Here is a 20,118-nt window from a genome sequence, read left to right as displayed (position 1 = left end):
AGAGTCAAAACATCATGCGCGCATCACATGCCTATTGCCTGTTTGTCGGAAGCTTTCTGACAGCAGCCGGTTACGGCGCCACCTTCCTTCTGACCGAGCATTTCCGCGCCCTCGGCGGCAGCGAGATCGAGACCGGCATCACGCTTGGCGGTGCCATGCTTGGCACGGTAATTGGCGTGCCACTGGTCGGTTGGTTCGCCGGCCGCTTCGGCGCGGCGCGGATGGCCGCGCTCGGGGCGCTGTCGGTGTGTGCCGGCTATCTTGCTCTCGCCTCGCTGCACACGCTTTCTCCCGTGATTGGCGGGGCCGGCTTCCTCATCGGGCTCGGATGGGGAATCTTCTATCTCGCCGCGCCGATGTCGTTGTCGGAACGTGTGACCGATCGCGAGCGCGGTTTCTGGTTTACGCGCTTCGGCGCGTTCCTGATGGCCGGCATCGGCGCCAGCCCAGTTGCAGCAGGCGCGCTCACGGGAAGCCTAGGCCTTTCCACGGCGATGGCCTTCTGCGTCGTCGCGGCGGCCTGCGTTCTGGCAGCGCTGCTCTTGTGGATGTTCGAAAACCTGTCGCCGAGGCCGGCTGCCACGACCCCGCGACCGTCCAGCGACGGCTGGGTGCGCAAGCTGCCGGACATCGCCCGTACGAAAGCCATTTACCCCATTCTGATGGTGGGTCTCGGCGCCTGCGTGTTCAGCGGCGTCTTGACGTTCCAGACATCTCTGGTTCGCGGCACGGGCCTGCAGGCGAGCACCTTCTTCGCCGCTTATGCCATTACAGTGGTGGTGTCCCGTTTCGTGCTTGCTCCGCTTGTCAGCCGGGCCAACGGCGATCGCGCCACCATTGTGCTCCTGTCGGTGATGATCCTTGGCGTGGTGGTCGCCTTCGCTCTTCGCTATGGCGTGCTGATCCAGATCGCGAGCGCCATATTGCTTGGCCTCGGCTACGGCCTGGTCTATGCGGTCATCCAGACACAGGCCGTCAATGACGGTCCCGCAGAACAGCGCAACGCCGCACTGACCTGGTTTGCGATCGCCTATTTTCTGGGTGTCTTCGGGTTTCCGCTTCTTGGCGGCTGGCTGATCGTCACTGTCGGTACCGCCGGTTTTCTCGGCGCCGTGCTGGCCTTCGCGATCGCCGAGATGGGCCTGGCATTGCTGCGCCTGCGTGTGCCACGGCCGCTGGAAGCATCATTCAACGAACCGCGCCAAACGGCGGATTCGCGGTGAACCAATCAGGGGCTAAAGGCCGAGCAGAAGGTGCGCCGCCTTGCAACCGTCCAACGACGACGAAGCTCGAGCGATTGCGCACAGGCCTGCGCCAAAGGTTTCATGTCATCGACGCCTTGTTGCGACGGGGCGCAAGTCACCTGGTCCGATGCCCGTTGGATGTGAGTGGCAGATGGTCGGATCGTTGGGAACGTGACATGGCCGATCGTCTGCTTGGCACTGACCAAGGCTGGCTCCGTCCACGGGAATAGCCGCGATTCAAGCCGTTCAGGTCTCTGCCAGGACAAAGCCACTGGGAGGCGATGGTGCCGGCGGCGGACGATGACAAGGCCGCGACGCGCGGTTCTTCCGGTACGCGGCTGCCATCGTTTCCGCAGCCTGCTGGAACCGCTCGCCAAGCAAGAGCAAGTGCTCTATGCTCCCGCATCGTGCCGGTATCGAGATCGGGTTGTCCTGGTGGGGGCGTTCCATGTTCGAAGTCGTTGCGTTCTGGCGAAAAGCGCCAGCGAAGGCCGCAGCATTTAGCTTGATCGTTGCCGCGCTGCCGGGCTTGCTGATCTGCGGATTGCAAACGGCGAGCGCCGCGCCGAACTGGACGCTTGATCCATCCGCTTCGGTGCTCACCTATCAGTCGGTCAAGAAGAATACGATCGTCGAGACCAACAAGATCAGGAACATCACCGGCACGCTGAGTTCCGCCGGCGACGCCAAGATCAGCTTCGACCTTAATTCCGTCGATACGGGCGTCGATCTTCGCAACGTCCGCATGCGCTTCCTGTTCTTCGAGACGTTCAATTACCCGACGGCGGAGGTGACAGCGAAGGTGAACCCCGCCGCATTCGCCGATCTCGCAACCAAGCGCAGGGTGAAGACCACCTTGCCGTTCCGCCTGAACCTGCATGGCCTTGGCAAGGATTTGGAGGCGAGCGTTGTCGTCACCATGATCGGCGATACCCAGGTCTCCGTCGCCTCCGAGGCGCCGGTCGCGGTCCATGTCGAGGATTTTGGCCTGCTGCCGAACATCGACAAGCTGCAACAGGCGGCCAACGTGACGAACATCGTGCCCACCGCGTCGGTATCCTTTGATTTCGTCTTTGCCGCCGAAGGCAGCAAGCCGGTCGCGGTTCAGACTGTCGCGGCAGGCGCGGTTGGTCCCGTTGCTACCGATGCCGCGAAGGCCAACTTCAGCGACGAGGAATGTCTCAACAGGTTTGCTGTGCTGTCGCGCACCGGCGCCATCTATTTTCGCTCCGCGAGCGCCAGGCTTGATGCCAAGAGCCGTCCCCTGCTGACGGAGGTCGTAGGCGTCGTCGGCAAGTGTCCGAGCCTCAAGGTCGAGGTGTCCGGGTACACTGATTCCGACGGATCGCCAGAAGCAAACAAGCTGCTGTCGGAGCGGCGGGCTCAGGCAGTCGCAGACGCGTTGGTTGTCGACGGCGTGCCACGTAACCAGATCAGCGCTGCCGGCTATGGAGAGGAGCGGCCTGTTGCCGCCAATGATACGCCCAAGAACAAGGCGCTCAACCGGCGGATCGAATTCTCCACCAGCAAGCTCGGCAACTGAGGTCGTCGTGGGTTCCGCTGGGATCGCCTTTTGCGGTGGCATGCTTCGTGTCGCCGGACTTGTGGCGCTTGCCCTGCTTTTGACCGTTGCGGCTGCCAGTGCCGAACGTCGCGTCGCGCTGGTGCTCGGCAATTCGCAGTATCGACACGCTGCGGCGCTCCCCAACCCGGTGCGCGATGCCCAAGCCATGGCCGAGCGACTGCGGGGCCTCGGCTTCGAAGTGGTTTCCGGCTTCGACCTCACAAAGCAGCAGACGCAGGCCACAGTCGCCCAGTTTGCCAAGCAGGTTCGCGGCGCTGATGTCGCGCTTTTCTTCTACGCCGGCCATGGTCTGCAGGTATCGGGCAAGAACTACCTGCTTCCGGTTGATGCCGCGCTCGACGACGAGACCTCGCTCGATTTCGAGGCTGTGTCGATCGATTTCGTTCTGCGCCAGATGTCGCGCGAAACCAGCATAAGGCTGGTGTTTCTGGACGCCTGTCGAGACAATCCGCTTGCTGAAGTTCTGGCAAAGACCGCTGGCGTCAAGGGTGTAAGCAGCGGTCTTGCCGAGATACCGATCGAAAACGGCGGCGCCGGCACGCTGGTTGCCTTCGCCGCCAGTCCGAACCAACTGGCCTATGATGGATCGGGCGAACACTCGCCCTTCACCAAAGCACTGCTGCAACATATCGGCGAAACCAACATCTCCATCACCGAAGCCGTGAACAGGGTGACCAGCGACGTCTTCAAGGCGACCAACGGCAAGCAGCGGCCCTGGACCAACGTCTCGCTGACCACCGAAGTCATGCTACACAAGGTCGACCTCAACGCGCCGCTGATTGTCGGGGAGGCGCGCCCGCCGCAAGACGAAGCCGGCTCCGGGACGCGCAATACCGGCACGTCGACCGGCCAGACCGACGACCAGCTTGCGCTTGATGTGCTGCGTCAGAAAATCCCGAAACTGGCAACGGAAGGGCCGATCTTCTTCGATCGGCCGATCAAATTCGGTGATCCGGCAATCGACGGCAAGAGCATTGCCCAATTGATCAAGAGTCAGCCGCTCTTCAGCCCGGTCGAAGGCCTCGATAAGTCCATGTGGCAGGGAAAACACTGCGACGGCTGCCATGAGTGGAACGAAGCCCGTCTTTGCGAGCAGGCAAAGAATTTCGCCGCCAACGACGTCTCCGTCATGCGCCTGCAGCATCCGCTAGGCACGCGTTTCAAGGTGGCGCTGGCCAGATGGGCACAAGGCGGCTGCCAATGATATCGGATTTGGGCCGACGGGACTCGGCCTGAAATTGGAAAGCCTGCTGCATCGGCCAGAAAATCGGAATCGATTTTCGGTAGACACGATGCAGCAGATACAAAGTGTTAGAGCGTCCTTTGCGCGTCCAATTGGACACGCGGCGCTCTAATAGGCGGCGGCCGATAGCCGCTGCGCTTCCATTTCCACGATCTGGATGCCCATTTCGACGAAGGCCGAGAGCACGGCAAAGCGGTCCGCCAGCGAGACGCTCGCCAGCCCCGTCAGGATTCCCGCGTTGACGGCATGGGCGGCAGGAAATCCTGTCGACGCCATGTTGAAGGTGGGGTCGCGCCATGCCGCCGCAAGCACAATCCAGGCAGCCGGGGTTGCTGGCGAAACATCCGTCACGTCGCTTAAGGCCGCTCGGTGATGAGGATTGTCCGGCTCGCGGACCCAATCGTGAACAATGGCCAGCAACCGCAGATCCCGCTCGGCAAGGAGTTCGGCGAGATGGCTCAGGCATTCATGGCCCCACCAGACCGCGGCCTGGTCGGGAAGGAGATAGGCACAGAACGTGACTGCCTCTTCCGGCACGCGCCCAGCGAGCAAGGTACGGCAAAACTCGAGCGGGGGTCGATCGGCGGCAGGCGATTTCATGTCCCTGGCGATGGCGGGACAGGCGAGGAAAAGATCTCTTGCCGATCTGTATCCGAGTTCATTGGCCATGGCCGTCACACCCCGAGCAGGAGCAGCATAGCACTCAAGCCTGCGGCTGAGCGCAGGTCAAGCCTCAGCTTTAGCAGGCGGCGGTGGGTGGCAGCGTGGCTTTGTTCACAGACAGTTGCTGTGCGATTTGATATAGTCTGCACCAGCGAAATCCGCTCAAACAGGAGTGATGATTATGCGGTGGGGCAGCTTAGCCTCGGTATTGGCGGCCATTCTTTTTTCAACGCACGTTTCCGCCGATCCGCTTCAGAAATCGGAAGACATCGTGAAGTTCTTCACCGGTCCGGGCAGCCTTGGTGCGTCGCGCGGAATCTGCGTCGGGACCGAGGAAGAGTGTAAGAGCAAGGCCGATAAGGCTGGGGCGCCAACGCAAAAGACCGGCCTCGATATGATGATCAATTTCGCCCTGGATTCGGCTCAACTCGACCAGACTGCCCGTAGCGAGCTCGACGAATTCGCCAAGGCGCTGGAGGACAACCGGCTGAGCAGATTCAGTTTTGTCGTCGAAGGTCATACCGATGCGACAGGCTCTGATCTCTACAATCAGGACCTTTCGCAGCGAAGGGCGCAATCGGTGGCGGCGTTCCTGACCGCGAACGGCGTTCAGCCCGCCCGGCTCGAAGCGGTGGGCCTGGGCAAGTCACACCCGCGCGTTGCCAATCCCTACGATCCGATCAACCGCCGGGTGGAAATGCGGATCAAGACCGAGTGAGGCGACCGCGCTCCGCTGACCCCATCCATAGTGACAACAATCCAATGGACCCTGCGTAACTGGCACGGGTCCTCTTCAATCGTCTCTGATCAGTTCTTGAGCGCGCCACCCACGGCAATACCGGTACCGAAGATCAGCGCCTTGGTCAGGAAATCGCCGTCGTCTCTCCGGGGCGGCGGCTCGTCGCGGACGTCGGTCCCGCTGTTGTGCCTCCGCTGGACAACTTGCTGCTTCTTGCGCGGCTTTTGTTCCGCCACCTGCTTGAGCGTGCGGGTTTTCTGTACGACCTGTTTCTTGGCCGGCGCCTTGCCGACCTTATTGACGGCCTTCTTGGCGCGTATCGTATCCATTATCGGGTCGGTCTGGATCGCCAGGAACGCCAGTTGCTCGCGTGTCAGATAACTGGTCTGCGGCAGCCCGTTTTTACCCTGCCAGACACCGATTGCCTGGCGTGTCCTCGGACCAAGATTGCCGTCGGCCTGGCCAAGCTCATTGCCCAACGCTTCCATGCGCAATTGCAGATCGATGCGTCCGTTGCGGTCGAGCCCGATGGCGTTTTCAGTCAGCTCGGTGCCCGGCGTCCGCTTCATCTCATCGGTGATACCGACTGTGGTGCGCACGGCCGAGCCCGAATTGGCTTTTGCTTCGTTCGCATTGAGCGACGCGACCTGCTTGCTGTCGGCCTTCAGGTCGTTCAATTGATCGATGTTGAGCTTTGCCACCGTGGCGAAACGGCCGGTCGGGAACTGTTCGAGATAGGCCTCATAGAAGGGAACAGCATTCTTCTTTGATGCTTCATCCCAGAGGCGCTGCTCGACCTCCCAGGATGGTGGCGTGCCGACCGCCGGCGCGGGTGCGTCCGTCGTCTTGGCTGCGTCGGCTACTGGGGCCGCGACTGGCGCGGCTGCCTGCGCCACAGGCTTGCCCAGGAAAACCTCGCGCCCCAGCGAAGCATTATGCCATGGCCGCTGCCGGCCTTGCGTGGCCTCCGTTACCTCGCCGCGGACGCGTGTCAGCGCGCTCTGGATTTCGACGCCGGGTTCGGTCAGGTGCTTGGCGAGCGCCAGCGAATAGGGACTGTCCACACCGTTGCCGTCGAAAGCGATGGCGCCGGGGTCCGTCGCATAGGCGATCAGCACGCCGCCGGTGCCGATGCCGTCGGCTTTTGCATCCACCGGAGCAAGGCCGGCGCCCAACGAGCGGCTCTTCGGCAAGGACGCAGCCAGCGTGCGTGCCAGCGGATTGTCGCGGCATGCATCGAGGATGATGATGCCGACAGCGGGATCGGCCGGCAGTGCCGCCATGAACTCATCGATCTGCACGGTGCGGGTCTTGAGATAGGCGGGAGATGACAGTTCGGCATCCACCGGGATGAGATAATTCTTGCCGTCGACCTGCATGCCGTGCCCGGCGTAAAAAATGACGGCAAGGTCCGCGTTGTAGGACTCTTCGGTGAACTTACCGATCAGGGCGTGCATGCCGGCATTGTCCTGGTCAATGCCTTCGACAACCTCGAAGCCGGCATTGCGCAGCGTGGACGCAATAAGGCGGGCATCGTTCGCTGGATTGGGCAAGGCGACGGCATTAACATATTTGCTGTTGCCGATGACCAGCGCGACGCGCTTGCTGCCGGGCGTGGCAGCCTGGACGCAGAACGCGGCCAGGATCACGAGAATGAATCCAGTCAAGAGGACGGTGAACGCTTTCATGGATCAGCCCTCCACCCCGTTGGGGCGCGTTATCGATGTCCACGCATTCGCAATTTCGTCAGCGACAAAGTCGCTTCTGCCAGAAAGGGCTCTGGGCGTATGTGACCCCTGTCACATTTTAGGTTCACAGGGCGCCAAAAAGCCTCTGCAAATGTGCTCTAATATACCACCCGTCCGCCTGAAAACCAATCAACCTGGCGACTGTTCCGATGTTGTCGGCGGCTTTGACTAGCCTGGCTTAAGCGGGTTTTGGATCGAGTCGAGCAGCGCCGTTATTGCCTGCTTGTATTTTTCGAACTCCGGCGATGTCTGCCGAATTTGCGTTGTCGCCGTCGGCTGGGTCTGATCGGCGGCTACACGCGTCACTTTCTGCCCCATCTTTCGCTCGGCCCAGTCGATCACGTAGCCGGCGGTCTTGCCTGTGAGAAACGGGTTGGCCTGAATAACGGCTGATCCCAGCACTGCGCTCAGCTGTGACGAGCCCTGTGCGGCCAGCACCTGATGCGCGCCTTCCATGCCGAGAAAATGGCACAGATAAAGGCGCCCAGCTGTGATCTGGTGGCCGCGTCCGCGCAGATACGCTTCGCCTTCGCGCGCCAGGTTGCGCACCATCTCACGCGAGAGCGTGGCGTCATAACGAAGCGCGAGCAGGTCGGCGGTCGATAGCGTTCTGGCAAGATCGGGGCGATAGGCGTTCATCATCCGGATCCAGGTCTTAGTGATGAACTGGCCGGCGCCGGTTGCAGACGAGTTTGGATTCTTGGCGCGAGCGCTGCCTCCGCTTTCGACATGAACGATCCGCTCGGTCAGGGTCTCGACAGCCGTATCGGATGAGCCACCGGAATTGCCGGTGGCAACCGTGGTGACTGTCCCCAAGGAATCGATGGCCTCGCCGTTCTGATAGAGCTCGAAATGGAGATGCGGGCCGGTCGAAAGCCCTGTGGTCCCGACATACCCGATGACGTCGCCAGCCTTCACCTTGGTGCCGCTGCCGCTTGCGATGGCGAATTTCTGCATGTGGGCATAGCGGGTCTCGCGCCCGTTGGCATGCGCTATCTTCACCAGGTTGCCGTAGCTGCCGCCATCGCCCTGGAAGGTGATCTCGCCGTCGAAGGCGGCCACGATCGGTGTGCCGATCGGAGCGGCCCAGTCGACACCTTTGTGGATTCGAACCGTGCCGAGGATCGGATGCTTGCGCGGACCGAAGGTCGAGGTCATCACCCCACTGACTGGCGTGACCATGCCGTTCGTCACGGTCAGCGAACGAACCTCATCGTTGCCCGTGACGCATGCATACTGGCCGTCACTCTGCTGGAAGACGAAACAGTCGAGGCTCTTCTCGGTACCCGATACGCCAACATAGAGAACCCTTCCGGAGGTCTCGTCCTGGCCGCGCGGCGCCTGCGAGTAGATCAGCACCAGACGCTGGTCTTCGCTTGCGAAGGCATCCAGGTCCTGTCCCCGCGACAGATACATGATCGCCTCGCCGATAACGCTTGTCGGGACCTTGTTGCGTGCTGCCGTCGAATAGATCGCGTCGAGCAGACGATACTGTCGTTTGGGCCCACCCTGATCGGAGGCTCCGGAATAGTTGAAGAGATCCTCGCTGACCCACGGATCGACGCCCGAAACGAAGGCTCCCGCCGTATTGCGCGTCAAAGTGCCGACATAGATATTCTTGGCGTAGACCGAAATCTGCATGAGCGACATGGTCGTCGTCTCGCGGGCCGGACGGAACCCGCGCATCGCGACGACAAACCCTGCCTCTAATCCGTCGCGGTTGAACAACGTCTTCAACGCCTCGCCTGATGCCTTTGCGTCATCGGCGGAGAAATGAGCATCGAGCACCACGCTATCCAGGCTACGATCATTGAAGATCTTTACGAAAGTGTCTTTGGTCGCCTCGAAGCGTCGATATTCGTTCGTGACTGTCGTGACGGTGGTGGTGTTTTCGATCGCGGTTTTCTTGAACGCGGGCAGGGCTGCCTCGCCTTGGTCGATCGTTTCGCCCCAGCCGGCTTCAGGATCGTCTGCGTCGGCCTTGGGAACCGAACTGGAAGCCGCGTCGCCATTGTCAGGCGCAGGCTGGAGATCGTTTTCCAGATCGCCCTGTTGATCGGCGGGCGGCGCGACCACAGCCGACGAAGCCGGTTGCTGGGCGTTCGGCGCCGTTGCCGAAGGCTTTGGAGCGGTCTGCCGCTGTGCCTGGAAGAATGCGAAATCCTCCTGCGTCGACGGGATCGTCGTCATGAATTTTTCGCTGGCGCTCAGCATCACGTCGGAGAGGATCTCGATCTGTGGCGACGCGCCGGAACTGTCGAGCTCGGCCGGGCGCGCGATTGCGCGGCCTTTCGTTTCGGTGTCGGCGTCGGGCGCAAGCGTGATCCACATCGGGTCCCCGGCGAGACCGATGATCGCAGGCACGTAGACCGACGCATCGGGTGGTACGTCTTCCATGCCCTCGACAGGATGCAGTTCCTCGTCCTCGTCACCGAACGACCAGTAGTCCCTGGTAAGATAGAAGCCGGTGGCGACCGCAACGATGGCGAGCGTTGCGAGGCCGGCAAAGGCTCTGCGCCAAAGTTTGCGCCGGCGCTCAGTCAGTCGCGCCTGCTTCTTGCGTTTGAAGCTCGTGTCGATGCTGTGCGTCACGGGCTATTTCCGGTCAGGAAATAGGTCCAGCGCACCTGCTCTAGCGTGTCGACCTCGACGAAACGCGCCGCGATGTGGCCGTGCTGCCAACACTTTTCAATACCGCGTATCAAGAAGCGGCGTCGGTCGATGCACATTTCGACCGATCCGTTGAGGATCGCGTGGCCGAAGACATCCGTTGCGTAGAGATAGATGTAGCGGTTGGCCAACTCCTCACGGATGACGTTCACGCACTGGTTGGCGCCGATGGTCCACCAGCCGTCAGTCTGGTCGGCATTGTCGACCTTCTGTCCGACGGCGAGATTAACGACGTCGAGCGTCTGGTTGCACACCGTGAATTCTGCATGGGCCTGGTCAATCGACAGGATCGAGAGCAGCGTTGCGCCGACCACAGCGGCGGCCGTCATGCGGCCGGAGAACTCAGGCCATATTCGAAACCAGCCATACCGCCTGGGCGATGACGGCTGGAACAAACGCGAGTAGCGGAGGTCCATCGGCATCCATATTTATCCGCCAAGTTGAAAATACTTGGCGGTGGCGGAAAACTGCGAACCGTCGGCTCCGATCTCCTCGAGAATCTTGGGCAGAAGCTCGGAGGCTGGTGTCGGTCTCGAAAAAACCGCCGCCCGGATGTCGCGGGGTCCGGTGATCACCAGCATGATCTGCGGAACGGCCTTGCCGGCTGCCTTGTCGGCGGCGCCAAGACCGATCGGGATGCTGAACGCCGCCTTGTCGGTCTGCGCGACCATGCGGTCGTCGAGATTGAAGGCAATGCCCTTGTGGTCGATCAGCATCACATTCGACACAAGCCCACCACGCGTAACCAGCGTGCCGCCGATCGGCGTGTCATCCGGCACCGATGTCCGGTCGAGGACCAGTTGCGGCCGTTCAGCGCTGCTGCGATCGAAGAAGTGCAGGAAACTGGTCACCTCGCATTGCGGTTGAGAGATAAGCCGAACGCCGATGTCCGGCTCGATATGGAACCTCGACCGGAAATCGCCGAGCATCTGCTCGAATGGCCGCACGGCCGTTCCGAAACCTTCGATGGCTGCCGCATTGTCCGTTGCCGACGTCAGTGACGCGTAGAAACAATCCCCGCCGCTGAAGTCACGCACCCACGACGCGCGCTGCGCCGTTTCGTCGGCTTTCTTCGCCGATGGAACTTCCGGCTTGGGTAGATTGATTGCGACATCGGTATTTCCGGGCTGCTTGGCGGCTGGCGGCTGCGGCGGTGACTGTGTCGGCGTGTTCGCTGTTTCCAGTTGCTGGGCTGTCGGGCCTGCCGCTTCTGGCTCTTTCGGTGGGGGTGTCGACTGCGCTGGTTCCTGGCTTTTCGCAGAAGGAGAGGATGAGGCATTGGCCTTGGGCAGCACGTCGACAGGGTTCGGTACGCCGGGCTTGGTTTCTATCGGCTTTGTATCCGGCGACGGCTTGCTTTCAGTTTCCGCGCGGTTCGGTTGGGGTGCGTCGGCTGCGGGCGGTTCGCTGGCCGGCAGCGCCGGCTTCTGGCTTTCGGCCGTCTTCGGCACGGGTGCGGTCGTCGGCGAATTCTCGGTCGAAGGTTGCGTAGGCTGGGCTTCGGCTGGCTGTGGGCCTTGCGTCTGGTTGTTGTTGGCAACCTTCTCAGGTTGAACAGCGGGCGGCGCTTCCACAGCGGGTTTCGGCGTGAGTGGCGCTGCCTTCTCCACAGGAGGCGAGGGGGCCAGGACGCCGCTGACATAGAGACCCGCAGTGGCCAGAACAGCCAAGGTTATGGCGCCACTTGCGATCACCGGCATCCGCGTGGGCTTTGGTGGCGTGGTCGGTGTGGGGGGGCTGGCCGCAGCGGCTGCCGGCGCCGGTTCCGACAGATGCGCCGGCCGCACATGCTGAACGAAGCGCTGCTCGCCTAAGGGTGGCAGCGAGGGCGGTCGGGCGCCGGGAGGTGCAGTCCAGCCGGCGTGCGGCAGTCCGGAGCGCTCGCGTGCGCCAAACGATGCCGGTGGCGATGTCGCATCGGCGTCGTCGTCGCGGGTCGCCCTGGCGATTTCTGCCATGCTGGCCGGGCGGTCGCGTGGATCCGGCTGAAGCATCGCTTCGATGAGATCGCGGAAATCGGGGTCAATGTCCGACAGGTCCGGCACCGTACGGCGCTTTTCGATAACCTCATATTGCGAACCGCTCATATCCAGCGGCTTTCCGCGAAGCGCTGCGGCCAGCACCAGTCCAAGGCTGTAAATATCGGATTGCTCGCTGACTTCGCCGCCATAGAGGCCGAGCTGTTCCGGCGAAACATAGTTGTATTTTCCGGCGAATTTTCCGCCGATCAGCGTCTCTCCCCCGACGGTCGCCGAGCGCGCTATGCCAAAATCGATGATCTTGGCGCGCTCGACCCGGCTACCTGGCAGGATGATGTTGTCAGGCGACAGGTCGCGGTGGATAGCGCCAGCCTGATGCACGGCACTCAGTCCCGAAGCGAGGCGATGGCAGAGCCGGCGCACATCTTGCGGTGGCATGGCGCCGAGCCGGAAGATGTCGAACAGCGAAGGGCCGTCCACGAATTCCATCGCGAGGTAGGGACGGCCGATCCCCGGATCGATGGTGAAGACGTGGTAGCGTACGACGGCGTCATGCGACAGGTGATTGAGGATCGACGCTTCCTTGCGAAACAGGGACAAGATGGTCTGATCGCGCGCGAATTCTGGCAGCACGATCTTGATCGCGACTTGGTCGCCGGTCTGGATGTTGTGACCGCGATAGACCTCCCCCATGCCGCCGGATGCGATCCTCTCATCGAGCTCGTAAATGGCGCTAAGTTGCGTGCCCACACCCGCATAGGTGATGTTCGTCGATATCCGTGTCTTGTCGTCATCGCTCATTTTGCGAGGCCCTCTGCTCCGGATCGAACCTCCCGTCGCGCTCGTCGCCCATCTTCACGAGGACAATGGTGACATTGTCGGTTCCGCCACGCGCCAGAACGGTCTCCAGCAGATTCCGGCACGCAGCCTGCGGCGTGGCGGACTTGACCGCTGCCTCGATCTCGGCGTCGCTGACATGCGCGGTCAGCCCGTCGGTGTTCAGAACAAAAACGTCGCCTGGCATCAACTCACCTTGCCGGAAATCGATCTTGAGCTGGTCGCTGACGCCGACTGCGTGCGTGATCACGTTACGGCGCGGCCAGGTGAGTGCTTCTTCCGCACTGATCGCGCCGCGGTCGAGGAGTTCCTGGACCTCCGAGTGATCTTTCGAGACCTGGTTGATCAAGCTGTTGCGAACCAGGTAGATGCGGCTGTCTCCGGCCCACAGACAGGCAAAGCGGCCGTCCATGGCAAGCAAGGCCGCGAAAGTGGAACCGATCGTGATGCCGCGCGATCGTGATATGTCGCGGATTTCAGCGTTGGCGCGGCTCAGCCGATCCTCGAAACGGGCGCGAAGATCCGGCGCCGAGCTGGCGATACCGATCGTCGCCAGATGATCAACGATGCTGGCGGAGGCGAGTTCACCGGCTTCATGCCCGCCCATCCCGTCGGCTACCACCCATAGGCCGGTCTGCGGTTCGACGAGGTAATTGTCCTCGTTGTGGTCGCGCACGCAGCCCTTGTGGCTCACGCCGAAGCTTTCGACGGGAAGGGCGACAGTGCTCAAATTGCCACCAAGCGCTTTGCGAGCGTCCTCTGTGACGAACGATGGGCTGCGTACCCAGACCATTTTGCCACAAGCACGTACATTAGAGTATCGAAATGACGGTCGAAGTTGGCGCTGATCTGTCGGGAACCATCTCAGAAAGCCTTCGGACAACTGAAACTGGACAAAGCCGGCAACAGAAAGGGGTTGGCTCCCGGGTCTGTCTGGATCGTGTAGGCAACGTCGCGTCCACCGATGACGAAACGCGCTTCGGTGTTGCCGCCATTGCTGGTCAGCGTCGCCTTGTCTAGCAGCCGCTTCAACGCCCACGGCCCTTCGAATTTGAGTGCGGACTCGCGGCCCGGCATTTCCGGCGCAAGGCTGAGGCTGGCAGAGGCGGAAGCCGCGCTGTTCGGCCATGTCACTGTGCTCGGCGTGTTCCCTGCTTGACTGCTTTGGACGATCTGGCCGTCGATGTTCAGGACCGCGCTGTCGGCATCGCCGTTGAGCGAAAAAGGCGTGAATGTAATGTTGACCGACGGCACCGAGCCGCCGGAAGGAAAAAAGGCGCTGCGGATCTCCGCGGCGGACTGGAATGCCTTCAAGGTCGATTTGGCGAGGCCGCGGCCGGAACGGGCATCCTGTTTCCAGGTCCATTCCTGGCCCGTCATGTCGATCAGCGGCGCAAGGTTCTGTGCAAAGAAGCGATCCATCAGGCCGCCAGGCGCGAACAGCTTGGCGAAATCCGCGATCGAGATGTCTTCCGTGCCGTCTCCAGCGAAAGGATAGTGGCCATTGACCACCGCCTCGCAGGCGCGCGTGACGGACTGATCGAGGTTCTGGTTGAGGTTGGCCACGGAAGTCTCGGCGACATTGCCTTCAAACTCGTCCGCCGTGGCCGTCACCATGCGCGCGAGCGGCTTGGGCAGGCGCGAGACATTGGCGCGTAGTGTCGATATCTGTAGCCGCAGGTTCGCGTTGACACGTTCGGTCTGCGAGGGGACATCGGCCGAGAGCTTCAAGCTCTGGAAGATATCGCGAAAGTTCTGCGTCAGCGCATCGAGCGGCCTGTGCCCGGCAGTGCCGCTGACCAGCGTCTGGAAAGACCGGAACTGCGCCTCGACGCTGGCGCCGGCATTTTGCGCCAGAGCTGAGCTTGTGCCCGCGCGGCTTTGCGATTTGCCCCCGGCGATTTGCAAGCCGATGCGGGCCAGGCCTTTGGCCATCCCAGCCGGGTCCTTCAGCGCAATTCCGGTCTCGCCCTCTGAGGCGGTGTTGTCTTTCGTCAGCGCGGTCTCATCGGCGATCGCCGTAAACAGCTGGTCGAGCGGTGAGTCCGGCGAAGCGGCCGCCGAGAGCGCGATATATTGCGGTTTGTCCTTCAGCATCGCCTTGAACTTCAGCTGATCGAGCGTGCCTTTCCACGCGGCGGCGAATTCCTTGCCGTAGCGGTCGACGAGTTCGGGGCCGAGTTTGGGCAGATCTTGATCGATGCCGCCTTGTTCGCCGCCACCGCCGAGCACCCATCGCTCGTCGACAAGCATCTGCGCGATGCGTGAAAGCTGCGGCAGGAAGAAGCTGTTGAATCCGGCGCGGGTGTAAAGACCGGGAACATGAAGATCGGCGAGGTCGCCGCCATCCATGCGTTCGAACAAAAGCTGCGCCTCGGGGCCGGCTTTGGTTGCGACGGAGAAGTCGCTCAGCGTTGCGGCGTAGACCGCTGACTTGATCAGCGCCGATGCGCGGTCAGCCAAGCTCATGCGCCCGAGCGAGCGTTGCGCGGCCTCGATCAGGGGTTGGTTGAGTTCGAAGACTGGATCATAAGCGTCATCGAGGGCAAGCATGGCGCGCAGATGTTTTTCGATCTGGACGCGGCCTTCGCGGTTGTTCTCACCTGGATAACGGTTTTCTTCCCAGTCCTGCTTCATCCATGAGACGATCAACTCGTCATCGACCTTCGGCGCCTTGCCGCCCAGCATCAGGTAGATCTTCAGCGGCTGGTAGAGCGCAGCCGGATCGGCCATCCTGGCCTGGATCGTCCGCTCTGCCTGAACCAGGAGCCGGGAGCGGAAGGTTCGTTCAAGCGCCTGTCGATAGGCCGTCTTGGAGGCGGACTGCAGCCTCTCCCGCTGGCTCAATCCGAAGGCTTCCTCAATTGGCTTGCCTTGGGCTCCGCTTTCGAAACCGGCCGGCAGGCTGCGCAACTGATCGAGCGGGCCGATGACGTTCTCCAGATCGACGTCGGTCACAGCCGTGCTTTTGAGCAGCGAATCCGCGCTGTCGCGATACTGCGCCATCGCTTGCCGGGTGGAGGCGATCAACGATTTGTTGGCGAAGAAGCTGAGGCCAAGCACCCCAAGTGCCGCCAAAGCCCCCAGCCCGATCGCCGCCAAGCCGCCAAACCTGGTCAAGCTGGCGCGCCGTTCAGCCACCCGGTCGAAAGATACCCAGCCCGATTCCGGGAAGATCACCTTGGTCAGGAGGTCGTGCAGGAAGAAGCTCTTGCCGGTGCCGGAAAGATACGCTTGCGGGGTGCTGCCGAAGCTGCGGCCGATCGCGCCCAGCACCTGGTCGAAGGGTGTCCCCTCCTGGGTGCCGGACGAGAAATAGAGCCCACGCAGGCTGACATTCACCTGTGATCGAGATGCATCGAACAGGCTGCCGATGAACTGCGTTATCCGGTTCCTGAGCGCGCCGAACTGAGCCGGAAAACCGAAGAGTGCGATCCGCGCCACCGGATCGGTCTCGTCCTGCAGACGGTCGGCAATTTCCTCGGCGAGCCGCCTCGCAAGTCCGTCGAATTCCGCCGGCGCCTCGCCAGCCATATTTTTGGTGCGGTCGGCGGTCTGAAAGGTCGCGCCCCACACCTTGCGCCTGCGTGCCTCGTCGAAATCGCCGAAATAGTCCATGAAGCCAGCGACGAGATCGGCCTTGGTGAAGAGCAGATAGACCGGGAACTGGATTTTCAACGTCTCGTGCAGTTCGCGCAGGCGGCTTCTGATTTCGGTGACATGCGCGTCTAGCTGCTGGTCGTCGAAGCCGATCAGATCGGCAAGGCTGATGGCGAGGATCACACCGTTGATCGGTTGCCTGGTGCGGTATTTCTTGAGCAATCGCAGGAAAGCGAGCCAACTCGCCTTGTCGCGCTCACGGTCCGACCCCTGGGTCGTGTAGCGGCCGGCCGTGTCGATCAGCACTGCCTCGTCCGTGAACCACCAGTCGCATAAGCGCGTGCCGCCGACGCCGGCCACCGGCTGTGCGCTGCCGGAACTGGCAAGCGGAAACTTCAGCCCGGAATTGACCAGCGCCGTCGTCTTGCCGGCCCCGGGCGGGCCGATGATGACGTACCAGGGGATGTCATAGAGGAAATTGCGCTTGCCGCTCGTCCGCTTCAGCGTGGCGATGGCTTCGCCCATGCGCGCTTCGAGCGCCTGCGAATCGTCGTTTGGCTCGTCGCTGCGCACAATGGCCGTTTCGAGCGCTTTTTGCGCCTTGCGTTGCTGCCAGAAGCGGATGCCGTAGAACAGCGCAAGCACCGCAACGGTGACGCCGATGATTGTCGCCCTGAGCCACATGGGGCCAAGCGGGCGGGTATCGGCGAAGCGGATCAGCGGTCCGGCATACCAGACGGCGGCCGAGAAGCCCGCCAGGGCGATCATGTTGAATATCCGCGGCAACCAGCGCATCAGTTGCCGTTCTCCGCTGAGCCGGCTTGTAAAGTTTCCTGTTTGGGGATCATGATGTCAACGCGGCGGTTCTTGGCGCGACCGTCCGCCGTTTGATTGTCGGCGATCGGTTCGTCCTCGCCCTTGCCGTCTGTGCTGAGCCGCGACGGGTCCTTCAACTGCTTGGTAAGCATCGCCTCCACTGCTTTGGCGCGGGCGACGGAAAGGTCGAAATTCGATTTGAATGTGCTCGTGTTCTTCGGCTTCACATTGTCGGTGTGCCCGACGATCCTGATCGGTCCTGGCTCGGCATCGAGCGCCGTGGCGATGTCGGCTGCGATCGGCTGGAACTGCGCCTTCGTCTCTGCCTGGCCGGAAGCGAACGAAAGCTGGTTGCTGATCTCGACAACGATGAAATCACCCTTCGTGCCGACACTCAGTCCGCCGCCGGTGATCTCCTTGGCGAGTGCGGTGCGGATGCGGTCGACCTGAGTGGTATCGGGGACCGTCGGTGGCGGCGGGCTGGCTTCCGCCGGTTCGCCGGGTGCCGCCACGCTGGCACGTTCGATGATAATTGGGGTCGAAGGATTGAGTGCCAGCAACGCGCCGGCGGTCGCGTCGCCTTCGTCGGTGATCAATATCCGCAGCCCGAAGAAGGCCGCTGTCACCAGGGTCGCCGCGGCGGCTGCGACCGCCCAGAGCGGTAGCCGTCCGCGTGGCTTGGACATCGGCGCCGCTATGCCTTGCCACCGGGGTGAGATGTCGCCGGCGGCGCGTGGCCTGAAGTAACGCAACGTGTCGTAGACGTCGCGCCGGACACGTTCGAGTGTATTCCGTTCGCCCGGCAGGCCTCGGTACTGGCCTTCGAAACCCAGCGACAGGCAGGCATGCATCAGTTCGAGCAGGTCGTAATGCGCTTCGGGCTTGGCGAGGATACTGTTCAGCGCGTCGTAAAAGCCGACGCCTGTTGGCTTCGTGTGGAAGAACTGCGCCACCAGGCTGTGCTGAAGCCAGGTTTCCTTGCTCGGCCAGGGCAGGTTGCCGACAAGGTCGTCAGCGGTTTCGCAAAGGGCGAATTTCGCGATGCGGGCATCCTCTTCGCCAATAGCGGCCTTGGCGATTGTGCGGTCGAAAGTCTCGACGGCGTCGGCGATATGCTCCGCCAAGGCCGCCGCTTGTCGTTCGACCGGTATGAGCCGCAACTGTCCGAAGAGCATCAGCAAAGGGGCCGCGGCGGCAAGGATAGGATTTGCCGCTGCATACTTCACGCCGGCGGTGGCGTTGAGCAGAACGTCCTGCTGCAACGCGAGTATCGGGGCAGGGGCTGCTCCTGGCGTGGCTTCCTGAACGACCACGGTTCCGGACGACCAGCCGAGCGGCATCTGCCGGCCGACGCCGGGGTCGAAGATCGTCGTTTCTCTGGCGGGTGTCGGAGCACGTTGCACGCTTTGCGGACCGGAGCCATCGGGAGCGCCAAGCGGCTTTTTTCCTGGCCGTGACGCGCGGATGATGGTTTTTTCCGGTGGTTCGGAGGGGTCGTCCTTCGAGCTCATCGGCGCACCCGTGTCGAGTTGCAACGAGCATTTCTAGGGCGGGAAGGGAGGCCTGGGCCGGGCTCAATCTTCGCTGCGGACCGGATGAAAAGGCTGATCTTGCGGAAACATGACATTCCTGCACACGCCCCAAGCCACGGCCGCATTGCCCGCCGGGCAAGCTCCCATGCGTTATCCTAATCGCACGGGAAGCCGATGGAAATCGGAAAGCAGGATGATCAAAGAGACGACTTCTTCTATGAGGCCCGTCACACAGAGCGCATCAGCGCCGCTGAGGCCTGCTACCTGCCCGGCTATTTTTGCTTAGCCGCCTTGGTGTAGGCTTCGGCGAAATAGGCGAGGAAGACATCCAGCATACCGTTTTCGTGCTTGTCCTCCATCATCCGCCACGTCGCAACAAGCGCATCCCAGGCCTGGCTTTTCCTGGACGAAAAGGAAGCAGGTGGAATTCTTTTGGCGATAGCCTCCGGCGACAGGTCGTCTAGCAGCCTCGAAAGCGCGACCTGCATGGCAGCGTAGGTGGCGATTTCGTGGGCCTTCAGGTCGCGGAACGCGTCCTCAACGCTATGCTTGGCATCAAGATAGCCGGCCCTGCGTTTGGCGAACATGATCTCCATTATGTCGTCGGTGCCCGGCACGAATTTCAGCGGGTTGTTGTCCTCCGCGCCGATCATCGTGCGATCCGCGCTCTTGGCGAGTACTTTGGCTGCGGCGCGTGCCTTGAGCAGCAAGGACAATTGCTCGACCGTGGTTCTCAGCACCGCGCCGATCTCGGCAGCCACGTCATGCGGGTCGCGCGATTGCAGCAACTCCGGTGCAATGCCGGCTGCTTTGGCGATCTCCCGCAACATCGCGTCCGCTTCCGCCGGCCGATTGGCAGGGACAGCTGGGCTGGGCCGCAGTGCCGAAGACGTCGATACCTGTGCCGTCTCGCCAGGGCGCTGCTGCGCCGGATTGAGGGATGGCGCATTACCGAATTCCTGCGGCCTTCCCGTTGACGACGGCAGTTCGCGTTGCGTCGAACCGGTCCTTTCTTGCGGATGACCGGTAGCAACACGCTCTTCGTCGATCGAAACGGCGACGACGTAACAGCCGATCAGCAGTCGGTCGCCTTGGGCCAGCCGATGCGGCGCGCCAATGCGCTGGCCTGAACCGTTGACGAAAGTACCGTTGCGCGAGACGTCATAGAGCCAGAACGAACCCGCCTGATAGCGGATTTCGCAATGTCGGCCGGAAATGAACTTGTCGGGGTCGGCCAGTGTCCAGTCGCAATTTTCGCGCCCGATTTCGAAGCTGCGGTCGCGGGCGGCATAGCTCGTCGCGATGCCTGCCGGCAGCCTGTCAAGATTGCTGATCTGTAGCGAGATGAACATCCGCAACCGCCGGCACGCCCAATATCCAGGCTATTCTAGCAGCTTGCAGGGGCAGCGGGCGAGGCGCGTTTCACATGAAGGCGCCGGGAGCAGTTCAGCCACACCGTTAT

The 20,118-nt window shown here is 62.0% G+C and carries 13 protein-coding genes; 4 read left to right on the top strand and 9 right to left on the bottom strand.

The genetic code is table 11. The features are described 5' to 3' along the window. Positions 1 to 14: 14 nt before the first annotated feature. From FZF13_RS04100 to FZF13_RS04090, 3 genes are all read left to right on the top strand, one after another. Positions 15 to 1,223, top strand: a complete 1,209-nt coding sequence (locus FZF13_RS04100) for an MFS transporter (RefSeq protein ID WP_024925031.1) — start codon at positions 15 to 17, stop codon at positions 1,221 to 1,223. A gap of 469 nt (positions 1,224 to 1,692) precedes the next feature. Beyond that, a complete protein-coding gene (locus tag FZF13_RS04095; RefSeq protein WP_024925030.1) occupies positions 1,693 to 2,787 on the top strand; it encodes an OmpA family protein in 1,095 nt (364 codons plus the stop codon). A 7-nt stretch (positions 2,788 to 2,794) separates the two neighbouring features. Continuing rightward, positions 2,795 to 4,033 (top strand): caspase family protein, encoded by a 1,239-nt coding sequence (locus FZF13_RS04090; protein ID WP_024925029.1) that lies wholly within the window; start codon positions 2,795 to 2,797, stop codon positions 4,031 to 4,033. A 147-nt stretch (positions 4,034 to 4,180) separates the two neighbouring features. On the opposite strand, the gene FZF13_RS04085 is transcribed toward FZF13_RS04090, so the two are convergent. Continuing rightward, a complete protein-coding gene (locus tag FZF13_RS04085) occupies positions 4,181 to 4,741 on the bottom strand; it encodes a DUF6931 family protein (protein WP_210271003.1) in 561 nt (186 codons plus the stop codon). Positions 4,742 to 4,916: 175 nt separating this feature from the next. On the opposite strand from FZF13_RS04085, the gene FZF13_RS04080 reads away from it, so the two are divergent. Then, positions 4,917 to 5,453 (top strand): OmpA family protein, encoded by a 537-nt coding sequence (locus FZF13_RS04080; RefSeq protein WP_024925027.1) that lies wholly within the window; start codon positions 4,917 to 4,919, stop codon positions 5,451 to 5,453. An 89-nt stretch (positions 5,454 to 5,542) separates the two neighbouring features. Here FZF13_RS04080 and FZF13_RS04075 read toward each other — a convergent pair whose 3' ends face one another. From FZF13_RS04075 to tagH, 8 genes are all read right to left on the bottom strand, one after another. Then, on the bottom strand, positions 5,543 to 7,162 hold the full coding sequence (locus FZF13_RS04075) for a caspase family protein (RefSeq protein ID WP_024925026.1): 1,620 nt from the start codon (positions 7,160 to 7,162) through the stop codon (positions 5,543 to 5,545). Between the two features lie 228 nt (positions 7,163 to 7,390). Then, a complete protein-coding gene (locus tag FZF13_RS04070; protein WP_024925025.1) occupies positions 7,391 to 9,814 on the bottom strand; it encodes a M23 family metallopeptidase in 2,424 nt (807 codons plus the stop codon). After that, a complete protein-coding gene (locus FZF13_RS04065) occupies positions 9,811 to 10,308 on the bottom strand; it encodes a DUF1036 domain-containing protein (RefSeq protein ID WP_024925024.1) in 498 nt (165 codons plus the stop codon). The genes FZF13_RS04070 and FZF13_RS04065 overlap by 4 nt, the downstream gene beginning before the upstream one ends. Before the next feature lie 12 nt (positions 10,309 to 10,320). Next, the gene (locus tag FZF13_RS04060; RefSeq protein ID WP_024925023.1) at positions 10,321 to 12,672 is read right to left on the bottom strand and encodes a serine/threonine-protein kinase; all 2,352 of its coding nucleotides are present in this window, start codon (positions 12,670 to 12,672) and stop codon (positions 10,321 to 10,323) included. Continuing rightward, complete coding sequence (locus tag FZF13_RS04055; protein ID WP_244431324.1) at positions 12,662 to 13,591, bottom strand: PP2C family protein-serine/threonine phosphatase; 930 nt, start codon at positions 13,589 to 13,591, stop codon at positions 12,662 to 12,664. The genes FZF13_RS04060 and FZF13_RS04055 overlap by 11 nt, the downstream gene beginning before the upstream one ends. Next, positions 13,573 to 17,103 (bottom strand): type VI secretion system membrane subunit TssM, encoded by a 3,531-nt coding sequence (gene tssM, locus FZF13_RS04050; protein ID WP_171020976.1) that lies wholly within the window; start codon positions 17,101 to 17,103, stop codon positions 13,573 to 13,575. The genes FZF13_RS04055 and tssM overlap by 19 nt, the downstream gene beginning before the upstream one ends. Continuing rightward, positions 17,103 to 18,659, bottom strand: a complete 1,557-nt coding sequence (tssL, locus tag FZF13_RS04045; RefSeq protein ID WP_307418931.1) for a type VI secretion system protein TssL, long form — start codon at positions 18,657 to 18,659, stop codon at positions 17,103 to 17,105. The genes tssM and tssL overlap by 1 nt, the downstream gene beginning before the upstream one ends. 269 nt (positions 18,660 to 18,928) lie before the next feature. Beyond that, positions 18,929 to 20,008 carry a type VI secretion system-associated FHA domain protein TagH gene (tagH, locus tag FZF13_RS04040; protein ID WP_024925019.1) on the bottom strand — a complete coding sequence of 360 codons (1,080 nt, stop codon included), beginning with the start codon at positions 20,006 to 20,008 and terminating at the stop codon, positions 18,929 to 18,931. Positions 20,009 to 20,118: the final 110 nt, after the last annotated feature.

The sequence above is a fragment of the Mesorhizobium terrae genome (assembly GCF_008727715.1).
Taxonomy (GTDB): Bacteria; Pseudomonadota; Alphaproteobacteria; order Rhizobiales; family Rhizobiaceae; genus Mesorhizobium; species Mesorhizobium terrae.
This window is presented reverse-complemented; position numbering and strand designations above follow the sequence as displayed.